Source organism: Amycolatopsis sp. NBC_00355, assembly GCF_036104975.1.
In the GTDB taxonomy this organism is placed as follows: domain Bacteria; phylum Actinomycetota; class Actinomycetes; order Mycobacteriales; family Pseudonocardiaceae; genus Amycolatopsis.
The window spans coordinates 1,540,952-1,552,012 of the sequence record NZ_CP107982.1; the positions used below are offsets into that span (position 1 = coordinate 1,540,952).

The following is an 11,061-nucleotide window of genomic DNA, read 5'->3' on the forward strand; positions in this document are numbered from 1 at the left end:
AGGAGGAACCATGACCGCGCCGCGAGAAATCCAGTTCCCGGGTTGGTGGGAGAGCACCTTCACCCGCGACGAAACCGCCGTCAGACCCCGCGAATCGGGGTCGGCGCTCATCATGGGCCTGTACGGCGACCTCCGGGACGCCTTCGCCGGGCACAGCATCGCCGAAGTGGCGGAGTACTGGTACGACGACGCCCGGGGCCGCTTGACGCGGCTCATCGACAAGGTCGTCGAGGTCGTGAACTCCCGGGTGGACGACGCCCGCCAGAACCTCCCGCGGATCGAGCGGGCCAAGGCGGAGCACGACCGGGCCGAGAAGGCGATGACGGCCGGCCGGAACGCCGAGCTGCGAGCGGAGCTGGAGCGGGAGGTGGCGACGGCCCGCAACGGCTACCACCACCTCGTCGAGGACTACGAGAGCGCTGTCAGTGACGTCGAACGCCTCCAGGGCCTGACCACCGAGCTGTACGAGCTGCTCGTCGCGCTGGAGGAGGCGCGGCCCCCGGACGCGGAGGTTCCGGCCGATCCGGCTCCGGCAAACCCGGCGGACACCGACCTCGGGAGCAAAGTGCTCGCCGAGGGCCAGGTCGGGCGAGCCCAGCGGCCGCATGAGACCACCTTCACCCCGGTCAGCAGCTGCCTCACCGTCGTGGTGACGACGACCCGGAAGGACGGGGCCGAGTTCTCCACGGGCGCGCACCTCAGTCTGGCCCCCGCCGACGGCGGGTACGCCTCCGACGAGATCCTCGACGCCTTCGTCGCGCTGTTCGGTCCCGGCGAACAGATCATCGACTGCGTGGTCGACGGAGATGCGGGGTCCTGGTGCGAGGAGTTCCTGACGAAGTCGCAGTGGACCCGCGGCGGAGAACGGAACTACTCCGACGAGGAACTCGCGCGGCTGCCCCCGGGTGACATCAGGGGCCTGTTCCACTACCGGGTCCACCAGGCCGTCGGCGCGGACGACGCGATCTACGACATCTAGTCGGCCTCGACGATGCGGCAGGCCATGGACAGCGCCAGGCGCTCGTCGGGGTCGTCGAGGTCGACTCCCAGCACGTCGCGGATGCGTCTGAGCCGGGTGGTGATCGTGTTGCGGTGCAGGCTCATGGCGTCGGCGGTCAGCCCGATGGAGGACCGGTTGTCCAGGTAGGACCGGAGGGTCTCGAGCAGCTGCCCGGACTGCACCCGGCGCAGCGGCGCCAGCACGGAGTTGGCGTAGGCGCGCAGGTCCTCCGAACCCTGCCACGACAACAGGATCCGCGACACGCCGAGGTCTTCCACGTGTTTCACCCGTCGGCTGGACCGGTCGGTGCGCGCCAGCGTGGCGGCGTCCCGGGCGTCGCTCAGGGTGGCGGCGATGCCGACGATGCCGACGTGCGGCCGCCCGATCCCGGCGAAGATCTCCCACTGCGCGGGCATCGCGTCGAGCGCCTTGCGCACCCGTTCGCCGAATTCGCGCTGCTGCAGCACGGACGGCTGGCCGAACGAGGTCACCCAGGCCGACCAGCCGTCCGGGCGTTCGACGAGGGTGCCCTCGATGCCGGCCGCCGTGAGCACCCGGCGGACGCGTTCGAACTGCATGAGCACCAAGTCGCGGTCGTCGTCCCCGCCGCCGCGCAGTCCGATGTGGACGCCGGTGTGCCAGCCGTAGAGCCGCCACCCGGCGGCCACCGCCTGGTGGACCGTCTCCTTGCCGACGGATTCCCCGCGCTCGAGCAGTTCGGTGAGCAGCTGGGAACGGGAGCGGGCGTTCTGCTCGGCGGCCAGGCGCTCCTCCGAAAGCCAGGCGGCCATCGCCGGTTCGAGGATGGACAGCAGATCGGCGGCGTTCTCGACGACGTAGGGCCGGCTGGACTCGAGCCGCAGCGCGAGCCACGCGACGGTGCCGCGGGCGGCCGGCCCGTACACGGGCTGCAGCAGCAGGGTACCGCCGGTGACCGGGAGCTGCTGCGGCACGGCCAGGTCGAGGCGGGCGGAGCCGGGCAACGGCTGGGCCGCGCCGAGCAGGAGCGACCCGTCCCCGGCGAGCACGGTCGCTTCGAGACCGGCGACGTCGCGCAGCGCGCCCAGCACGACGTCCGGGGTCCGCCGCCGGGATCGCAGCCGGCGCACGAGCGCCTCGACCTGCGCCGCCCGGGTCAGCTGCGGCGAGCGGAGCAGGACGGCCAGTGCGTGCGCGAACGACCGGGGTTCTTCGGACTCCACCGCGATCAGCGGGATCGTCAGCCGGTCGGCCAGCCGGATCGTCGAGGAGATCGGGGGGCTGTGGGCCCCGACCAGCAGAACGGCGCTCGCCCCACCGTCACGGGCCCGGCGCAGGCCCGCCTCCAGGAGGTAGGGCGGCAGCCCGTCGGCGCTCTCGTGGACGAGGATCTGGTCGGTGCACTCGGGCAGTTCGTTGCCGCCCCACCACTGCATGTCCACGACCGGCCGGTCGGTGCCGCGACCGCCGGCGAGCACCCGGGCGTCCCGCAGGAGCAGGTCGGCGAGCAGGTCCTCGACGGTCAACGAGCGCGCTCCGCGCTGGGTCGAGCCGTCGCCCGGCATCGGCGTCCGCGGCATCGGCGTGGTGTCGAAGCGCACGGGCAACCTCCACCGGTCTGTCCCCCTGGAATGACGGCGATCAGGCACACACAGTCACGGAACAGGTGGCTCTATTCCGCCGTTCGGCCAGTCGACTTCGTCTATTCGTACCTCAAAAGTGGGACATGCGCCATCGTTATGTCAAATTTCGTTACTCACCGTTACAGGCGTCACTGGGGCCGCTACTCTCCGGGAAGCAGTCTTCTGATCACCGTGATCGGGCCGATCGCGTCGATCGGCGAGATCTTGACCGGCTGGCCGAACGTCGCCGCCTGCACGGCCCGGGTCCCGTCCAGCGCCAGTGCGACGTGCTGCACCGGGCGGTAGAAGAAGATCAGGTCGCCCGCCCGCACCTCGGCCCGGCCCACCACCCGGCCCACGGTCGCCTGGGCCGCCGAGACGCGGGGGATGCGCACACCCGCCGCCGCGTACGACGTCTGCACCAGCCCGGAGCAGTCGTAGGAGTCCGGCCCGGTCGCCCCCCAGACGTACGGCTTGCCGAGCTGGGCCAGCGCGAAGGCCAGGATCGTGCCCACCGCCCCCGCCGGCACGGCGACCGGGCCCGCGGGCGCGGCGGCGTCGGTCTGCAGGAGCGACTTCTGGTCGGCGGGGATCGCGTCGAGGGCGGCGCGGACGGCCGAGATCTTCCCGGCCAGCGCGTCGCGGCGGGTCCGGACCGCGTCCGCGGCGGCCTGAGCCTTGCTCTCGGCGGCCGCGGCGGTCGCCTCCCGGGTCGTGGCCTGCTGCCGGAGCGTAGCCGCGCCGGCGGCTTCGGCGTCGGCCTCACGCAACGCGGAGTCGTCGGTGAACCCGGCCAGCAGACCGGCGTCCGCCGCGGCCCGGAACTGACCGACGTCCCCGGTGAGCAGCAGGTCACGGAGCGGGTCGTCACCGCGGGTCGTCGCGAGCAGGGCGACGAGCCGCTGCTCGCTCGCCGCCCGTCCGTCGGCCACGCCCTGCGCCTGCTGCCACCGCTGGGTGGCGGCGGCCGCGGCGGCGCTCGCGGTCCGCGCGGCCTGCTGGGCCGCTGTCAGGTCGTCCTGCGCCCCGAGCAGCTGCTCGTTGACCGCTTCGGCCTCGTGCCCCAGGTCCAGGTAGTGCGTGAGCAGCCCCGCCACCGTGGTCGGCGCGTCGTCGGCGCGCGCGGGCACCGCCGTCCCGATGAGCAGCAGGGCGGTGACGGCGAGGACCGGTACCGAAGACGGGAACCGCATGCACGCACTCTTTTCCGGTCGGCGACGGCGAGCACCGCTCACGCTACGAGCCGGCCGCTGTCGCCCCCGCTCACTTTCGGCCCGCCGATGGGGGCACGCCGGGCTGCCTGATCGGGCCGGGCTGCGAAGGCGGGGACGGCCCCCGGCTTCCGGCGCGGGCCGAAAAGCTGCCCGAACGGGAGCGGTGATCCACCCCCGGCCGGCCGAGGGTGGGACCCACGGATCAGGAGCGGGAAGGAGGTCGGGATGGTCGCCACCGCGGGCACCCGCGTGTACCCACCACCACCGGCGCCGCTGCGCGTCCTGCGCACGGCCGTCCGGACGCTGGCCGAGCTGATCCTCACCTTCGCGGTCGTGCTGGGTCTGCTGGCCGCGTGGGAGATCTGGGGCAAGTCGGCCGAGTACGAGGCGGCTCAACAGCACGCCGACCAGCAGCTGGACCAGCTGTGGAACGGGACGGCCGCACCGGCCGCCGCACCGGCGGTGCCGGATTCCGGAGCGCCGTTCTCGCGGCTGTACGCACCGGCGCTCGGCGCACACTGGACGATCGTCGAAGGGGTCACCCAGGCGGCGCTGCGCCGGGGACCCGGGCACTACCCCGGCACCCAGTCACCCGGCGGGGTGGGGAACTTCGCGGTGGCCGGGCACCGCTCGCCGAGCGTCTTCTGGAACCTGGACCGGCTCCACGCGGGCGACGCGCTGGTGGTGGAAACGCGGACGCAGTGGTTCGTCTACGTCGTCACGCGCAGCGAAGTGGTCGCCCCGACCCGGACGTCGGTGGTCGCGCCGGTGCCGGACGCGCCGGGCACGCCGCCGAAGGTCGCGAGCATCACGCTCACGACGTGCAATCCGAAGTGGAGCAACAAGCAGCGGCTGATCGTGTTCGGCGAGCTGGCGCGGACGCAGGACAAGGCGCGGCAGCCCGGCAAGCCCGCGGAACTGGGGGCGTGAGGTGTACGGGTTGCTGTGGCGCGCGCTCCCGGGCGGCGCACTCCTGAAGACGGCCATCCTGGCCGCGACGGCCGTGCTGATCGCCTTCGGCCTGTGGTACCTGGTGTTCCCGGTCGTCGACCAGTGGTTGCCCTTTTCCGATTCCACGGTCACGCCGTGACGCTCGAGGTGTTCGCATGCTGAAGTGGCTCCTGCTCGGACTCGCGGTGCTGGTCGAGGTGTTCGCGACGGTCTGCCTCCGGCTCTCCGACGGCCTGACGCGCTGGCTGCCCGCCGTCGGCGTCGTCGCGGGCTACGGTCTTTCCTTCTTCCTCGACGCGCAGGTCGTGCGGCTCGGGCTGTCCATCACGATCGTCTACGCGGTCTGGTCGGGCGGGGGCATCGCCCTGGTAGCACTGGCCAATCGGGTGTTCTTCGGCGAACCGATCAGCCTGGGCCTGGCGGCGGGCCTGGCGCTCATCGGCGCCGGCGTCGTGCTCGTCTGCACGGTGAGCCACGGCACCGGGTGAGCTTGCCCGCGCCACTGCCCCACGAGGCAACCGTGGTCGCCGGCCGCGCGCGCACCCTGGAGTCGGCCATCCCCAGGAGGTGAACCGCATGTCGACGCCCGGTGGTCCCGGTAGACCGTTCCCGCCCCTCGTGCTCAAGCTGGGCAACTCGACCTGGACCAGGCAGAACCCCCATTCCACGGTCTCGGCCGTCTACCAGTGCCCGGAGTTTTCGACCTTCCACATCACGCTGATCCTCGGCACCCCGCTGGAAAGCACGTCCTGCAGCCAGGTGCACGCCACTCCGAACCTGCCGGCGTTCAAAAATCTGCACGTCTGGTACGGCGGAACCGACAACTTCCACCCGGGTGCCGGCAACCTCGTGGACCTGAGCAAGACGAGCCAGACCAACGCCCTCGACTGGTACCGGAAACACCGATCTCGGATCGCGGACCTCCTGGACACGGCGTACCACAAGCTGTGGGCCGCGAAGAACGCCGCCTACCCTGCGCCGGCGCCACCTCCAGCGCCGGCGAAAACCGCGGCGAAGTCCGCGCCGACCAGGTTGGACGCGGCGCAGAAGAGGGCCGAGCAGACCGCCCGGCAGCACCAGACCGACGTGCTGGAGCTGGAACGGGACCTGGTCCGGGTGCGGGAACTGCTTGCTTACACCGAGGCGAACTTCCCGGACGCGCGGCCCGGACCTGACGAGACGGTCGAGTTCGTCCACGACTACCACAAGTGGTCGGCACCGCTCGACAAGCTCGTCACGGTGTGGACGGTGAACCAGGCCGAGCCGAACCGGATCCCGGACCGGTCGTTCAAGTCACTGCTGGCCGGTACCGGCCTGTCCGATCTCCGTTTCCTGTTCGGCACCCTCAAGCACAAGGGCCGGGTCGCGTACTCGGTCCCCGCAGGCGAGTGTTCGCGGCGCGAGTTCGAGGTGTCCGATACCGACCCGGTCGTGGTGGCCCTGCGGCGACAGGAAAAGAAGCTCACGCACATCGAGCGGAACCCGGTCCGGCCCGCCGGCTACGCGGAGCGTCACGTCTACCTGGTTCACGTGGGAGGCGTGGTCCCGGCGGAAGGCTGGTACGCCTTCGACGCCGGTGACACGCAGGAAACCGCGCTCGAAGCCGCGCTCGAATTCAAGCTGGTCACCGGTGAACTACCGCGGTGCGTGGTCTGCGTCGACGAGGACGCGTTCTGCCCGATCGAGCTGTTGACGTTCGTGGGCGCCGGCGACCTGAAGCCCGAGCAGAGCGGAAAGAAGCGCGACCAGCCCGTTCCCCCGAGTGCGTTGACCGCGTGGGCGGAAACACTGCCCGAGGCGAGCTACGACAGCGCAACCAGGACGGTGACCGTCGAGGGCCTGCGGTTCGCCCTCGACGGCAGGCCGGAAATGCTGATGACAACGGACAATGCGGCGGACGCGCGGAAGAAGTACAGGATACCCGCGTACTTCCTCCGAGCCAAAGGCCGCAAGGCCTTCTTCGACATGGCGAAGTTGACCCCGCCGGATCCGGAAAAGCCTTTGCCGGAACAGCTTCCGCCGGTCGGCCTGCCTCGGGCGCGGTACGACAGCGGCACCCAGTTGCTCATCTGGCAGGACAACACGACGTTTCCCCTGCCCAGAACGGTTCTCGACACACTGGAACCGGTATCCGCGAAAACGGCTACCGCCGATCGGTGCGTGCAGCTCAGCGGCGGGAAGGTGATCCGCCTGCTCGACCTGTACCAAGCGACGCCGACCTGCACCGTCATCGGCAGGCTCGGCGAACTGCTCGTCGTGGAGACCGCGACCGGCGTTCGCGTCGCGACGCACGTGCTTCCGGCCTGCGAGACCTGCGACGACACCATGGTCATGGACGGCGACTTCATCGGCTGGATCAACGACACCGTCGCGTATCCCCTCCGGGACTACCTCCTGCACCGCGCGCTGGTCATCCCCGACTGCGAAAAACTGCGTGTGCTGACCGACGCCGACGACCGGACGTGGTGGCAGGTGAAGGTGCAGGGCACCGACTGCTGGGTCGGGGAGGACCAGCTCCAGCACCTGTTCACCACCACCTTCGACGAACTGCAGCTGTTCGAATGGGTGCGGCAGTCACAGGAGGCCGGCATCGTGCTGATCGTCGACGACGACGGGGGCGTCTGGCTGGCGAACACGTCCTCACTCACCACCGAGGAACCGCCCGGGGTGGCGAGCCCCTCCCCGAACTGAGCCACAGCCGATCGGCCTGGCCGGCCGGACTGCGTTCGCCGGCCCGTTCGCGCTGGTGAGCGGGGTCACCGGACCGGACGGCCAACCGGCGGGCCGGGCCGCGCATCCCCCTTGGGAGACGAAAACCGAAGGGGAACCCCGTGCACCAGCAGCAGTCACCGTTTCGGACCCGGCGGTCCCGCCGCCGCCGACGCCGCCCACTCCTGACGGCGGGCAAGGTGTTCGCCGCTACGGCGTCGGCGTTGGTCCTGGTGTGCACCGGGATCGCGGCGACGACGGCCGGCCGCCTGCTCGACGGCGTGCAGACCTCCGACGCCCTCGCCGGCGGCGCCCGCTCCACCGGCGGCGCCTTGAACATCCTGCTGATCGGTCTCGACTCGCGGAAGGACCAGGACGGCGCCATGCTGCCGCCGGAGATCCTCGACCGGCTCCACGCGGGCGACGGCACCGAAGGCGGGTACAACACCAATACGCTCATCCTGCTGCACCTGCCCGCGGGCGGCGGGCGCGCGACCGCGGTGTCCATCCCCCGGGACGACTACGTGGCGGTCCGCGGCATTCCCGGCCGGACCCACGCCAAGATCAAGGAAGCCTACGGCCTGGCGAAGTTCCACGCGGAGACGGCGCTCCGGCGCCAAGGCGTCACCGACCGGGCCGACCTGGAGTCCCGCGGCCGCGAGGCCGGCCGCGGAGCGACCCTGCGCACCGTGCGCGACTTCCTCGACGTCCCGATCGACCGCTTCGCCGAGGTCAACCTCGCCGGGTTCTACGACCTGGCCGACGCGCTCGGCGGCGTCGAGGTGTGCCTGAACCACCCGGTCCGGGACAGCTACTCCGGCGCGGACTTCCCCGCCGGCCGGCAGGTCCTCGACGGGGCCCGCGCGCTGGCGTTCGTGCGCCAGCGTCACGGCCTGACCAACGGGGACCTCGATCGGACCCACCGGCAGCAGGCTTTCCTCGCGTCGGTGACGCACAAGCTCCGGACCGCCGGTACCTTCACCGACCTCGGGCAGCTCGGCGCGCTGATCGAAACCGCGCGCAAGGACGTCGTGGTGTCGGCGGGCTGGGACCTGCTCGCGTTCGTCCGGCAGGCCCGCGACCTCACCGGCGGGAACCTCGAGTTCTCCACGCTGCCGGTCGAGGGTTTCGCCGAGGTCGACGGCCAGGACGTGAACGAGGTCGACGTCGAGAAGGTGCGGGCCGCGGTCCGGCAGGTGTTCGAGCCGGCGGCGCCGGTCCCCCGGTCGGTCGCCGACGTGCTCGACGCGTCCGGCCGCACCGGGCCGGCCGCGTCGGTCGCGGATCTGCTGAAGCAGCACGGGTTCCGGGACGGCTCGGCGCGCCACACCCGGGGCAAGCGGACCAAAGTGGACTACGGGCCGGGGGCCGCGGCCGACGCCCTGCTGGCCGCGAAGCTGCTCGGCGGGTTGCCCGTGCGGGCCACCGGGTCGGTGGCGGCCGGACACGTGCTCGTGGTCCTGGGGGCGGACTTCCGGCTGCCGCACCCGGCGAACCCGGCCGAATCGACCGGTGCGGCCGACACCCCGGTCGCGCCCCCGCCGGACGGTACCGTCGATGGTGGCGGCATTCCCTGCGTCGACTGATCGGCCGGCGCGGGCCCGGCCGGACAGGCCGGTCGGGCCCGGCCCCCGGCCGATCGTCCACGATGGACCGGAACGCCTTGCCCGCGGCGGCCCGGCTTCGGCACAGTCGTTGTCATGACCGTCCTCGACACCCCGCGGGAAACCCCCGCGCCGAACCCCGCCCCGCCGTCCCCCGCCACCTCCGCGCAGCGGCTCAAGATACGGGTGCGCAGCAGCGGATCCGTCACGGTGGTGTCGGTGGCGGGCCGCCTCGACTGGGCCACCTGCCCGGCACTGGCCGCCCAGCTCGAGACCGTCCACGAGCGAGCGACCGCGGTGGCGGTGGACCTGCGGGGTGTGCTCGAATGCGACGCCCTCGGCGTCAGCGTCCTGGTGGCCGCGCACGCCGGCTGCGCGGTCGCCGGGGTGCCGTTCGCGGTCGTCGCGCCGGCGCGACCGGTGCGGCGGGTACTCCAGCAGATCGGCATCGAAACCCTGTTCACGATCACGGAGTCGGCCGGAGACGCCGCAGCCGACCGGTGAAGGATCCGGGTGGGCGGATACACGGCAGGTTCACTCGACGAAGTCGAGCTTGCCTGCCGGGATGCCGGCGAGCTCGAGGTTCTGCGCGAACGCCGCCCGCAAGTGCGGTGGGCAGCCCGTGACGTCGTACCCGGTCAGGACGTTGTTCCGCAAGACGCCCTCGTATTCCGTGCCCAGTGCGCGCACCCGGGCGATGTGCTCGGCGGTGAAGTACTCGCCGGGTCCGAGCAGCACCACGGCGTCGTCGGCCAGGAACGGGATCTCCTGGCCCCGCCACAGGTCGTCGAGCGCCGACCGGTTGCGCAGCGCCAGGTCGTCCCAGTCCCAGGTGTCCGGCCCGGCGACGGCGCCGGGCGGGACGTCGAACCAGATGCTCGGCTCACCGAGATCACCGAGCGCCTGGTAGACGGGACCGCGCGAAGCCGGTGGGCAGTCGATGATCACGAGGTGCGGTTGCCCGTCGACGACGGTCCGGTTGACCGCGGCGAACCCGTGCGCCGGATCGGCCGTGACGTACTCGATCACCGCGGCCGGGTGCTCGCCGCCGACGAGCAGCAGCCCGCTGGGTGTCACCACGGCCTGGACCGGGTGATCCGGCTCGAGCGCGGCGAGCGCCGCGGCGTTCCCCGCGGCGAGGACCGGCAGGACCGCGGCGTCGTCGAGCGCCTCGCCCCCGGGGGTCCAGAACCGGGGATCCTGGTTCCGCAGCACCGGATCGGTGATCTCACCGGGGATGCGCAGCCCGTTCTCCGCGAGCCACCAGCGGAAGGTGTCGTTGAGCAGGAACCCCCGTCGGTCCTCTTCGTTCAGATCCTTGGCGAACACGTCGATCAGCGCGGCCGGCCCGCGCCTCGCGGCCGCGGCGAGGAAAGCCAGCATGGTGAGGACGGATTCGGTCGGCCGGCCACCGGAAGGGTAGGCGTGCCGGGCGAGGAGGTCCACGTAGCGACCGTCCTCAGTGGACGGGTGGTAGTCGGGCAGCGCCCGGACCTCCGCCACGAGCCCGGCGGCCGGCAGCGCGGGCGACGAACGCTGGTCACGGGACGTGCCGTCCCAGCCGGTGTTGACCCCGACGGTGTTCCCGCCGACGGAGTTCAGCCGCACCGCGAGACAGGCCGCCCAGTAGACGGTGCAGCCCGCGTTGGCGCCGTCGGCGAGGATCTCCGCGAGCAGCCGGTTCCGGTCGGGCACGAGCTGGCGGAAGCCCGGGTCGTCCGGGTCGACCCGGTGGACGTCCAGGCCGAACGGCGGGGTGATGGTGTAGTTGGGGCACCACTCGCCGGGTTCGAACGTCCGCACCGGGTGCTCGAGCGCTGCGGGGACGAGCTGCTCGAGGTCGCGGCCCTTCTCGTCCGAGAGCAGGTGCAGCGGCTCCTGGTAGACCTTCAGCCGCTGGCCGGCGCCGAGCTTGACCCGGGGCGGATCCGTCTTCGGATCGAACGAGCCGTGGCCGCTGACGATGAGATCACGCATCTTTC

10 protein-coding genes are annotated in these 11,061 nt (G+C 71.8%); 7 read left to right on the forward strand and 3 right to left on the reverse strand.

Annotation, left to right across the window (positions count from 1 at the left end):
- The first annotated feature begins 10 nt into the window (after positions 1 to 10).
- The gene (locus tag OHS18_RS06055) at positions 11 to 979 is read left to right on the forward strand and encodes a hypothetical protein (protein WP_328616254.1); all 969 of its coding nucleotides are present in this window, start codon (positions 11 to 13) and stop codon (positions 977 to 979) included.
- On the opposite strand, the gene OHS18_RS06060 is transcribed toward OHS18_RS06055, so the two are convergent.
- Complete coding sequence (locus tag OHS18_RS06060; RefSeq protein WP_328455211.1) at positions 976 to 2,580, reverse strand: PucR family transcriptional regulator; 1,605 nt, start codon at positions 2,578 to 2,580, stop codon at positions 976 to 978. The genes OHS18_RS06055 and OHS18_RS06060 overlap by 4 nt on opposite strands.
- A gap of 182 nt (positions 2,581 to 2,762) precedes the next feature.
- A complete protein-coding gene (locus OHS18_RS06065) occupies positions 2,763 to 3,794 on the reverse strand; it encodes a C40 family peptidase (protein ID WP_328455209.1) in 1,032 nt (343 codons plus the stop codon).
- A gap of 246 nt (positions 3,795 to 4,040) precedes the next feature.
- Between OHS18_RS06065 and OHS18_RS06070 the strand changes: the two genes are divergently transcribed.
- The 6 genes from OHS18_RS06070 (at position 4,041) to OHS18_RS06095 (ending at position 9,583) form a co-directional block, all read left to right on the forward strand.
- Complete coding sequence (locus OHS18_RS06070) at positions 4,041 to 4,745, forward strand: class E sortase (protein ID WP_328616255.1); 705 nt, start codon at positions 4,041 to 4,043, stop codon at positions 4,743 to 4,745.
- 1 nt (position 4,746) lies between these two features.
- Positions 4,747 to 4,905, forward strand: a complete 159-nt coding sequence (locus tag OHS18_RS06075; RefSeq protein ID WP_328616256.1) for a hypothetical protein — start codon at positions 4,747 to 4,749, stop codon at positions 4,903 to 4,905.
- A gap of 16 nt (positions 4,906 to 4,921) precedes the next feature.
- A complete protein-coding gene (locus tag OHS18_RS06080) occupies positions 4,922 to 5,254 on the forward strand; it encodes a DMT family transporter (RefSeq protein WP_328616257.1) in 333 nt (110 codons plus the stop codon).
- Positions 5,255 to 5,342: 88 nt separating this feature from the next.
- Positions 5,343 to 7,457, forward strand: coding sequence for a hypothetical protein (locus tag OHS18_RS06085; protein ID WP_328616258.1), 2,115 nt, complete (start codon positions 5,343 to 5,345; stop codon positions 7,455 to 7,457).
- A 218-nt stretch (positions 7,458 to 7,675) separates the two neighbouring features.
- A complete protein-coding gene (locus tag OHS18_RS06090) occupies positions 7,676 to 9,061 on the forward strand; it encodes an LCP family protein (protein WP_328616259.1) in 1,386 nt (461 codons plus the stop codon).
- Positions 9,062 to 9,175: 114 nt separating this feature from the next.
- Positions 9,176 to 9,583 carry an STAS domain-containing protein gene (locus OHS18_RS06095; RefSeq protein WP_328455197.1) on the forward strand — a complete coding sequence of 136 codons (408 nt, stop codon included), beginning with the start codon at positions 9,176 to 9,178 and terminating at the stop codon, positions 9,581 to 9,583.
- 30 nt (positions 9,584 to 9,613) lie between these two features.
- Here the strand turns inward: OHS18_RS06095 and OHS18_RS06100 are convergent, their stop codons facing one another.
- On the reverse strand, positions 9,614 to 11,056 hold the full coding sequence (locus OHS18_RS06100) for a putative adhesin (protein WP_328616260.1): 1,443 nt from the start codon (positions 11,054 to 11,056) through the stop codon (positions 9,614 to 9,616).
- Positions 11,057 to 11,061 lie beyond the last annotated feature (5 nt).

Coding starts and splice junctions, on each gene's coding strand:
- OHS18_RS06055 (WP_328616254.1), top strand. CDS start 11: ATGACCGCGCCGCGAGAAATCCAGTTCCCGGGTTGGTGGGAGAGCACC.
- OHS18_RS06065 (WP_328455209.1), bottom strand. CDS start 3,794: ATGCGGTTCCCGTCTTCGGTACCGGTCCTCGCCGTCACCGCCCTGCTG.
- OHS18_RS06070 (WP_328616255.1), top strand. CDS start 4,041: ATGGTCGCCACCGCGGGCACCCGCGTGTACCCACCACCACCGGCGCCG.
- OHS18_RS06080 (WP_328616257.1), top strand. CDS start 4,922: ATGCTGAAGTGGCTCCTGCTCGGACTCGCGGTGCTGGTCGAGGTGTTC.
- OHS18_RS06085 (WP_328616258.1), top strand. CDS start 5,343: ATGTCGACGCCCGGTGGTCCCGGTAGACCGTTCCCGCCCCTCGTGCTC.
- OHS18_RS06095 (WP_328455197.1), top strand. CDS start 9,176: ATGACCGTCCTCGACACCCCGCGGGAAACCCCCGCGCCGAACCCCGCC.
- OHS18_RS06100 (WP_328616260.1), bottom strand. CDS start 11,056: ATGCGTGATCTCATCGTCAGCGGCCACGGCTCGTTCGATCCGAAGACG.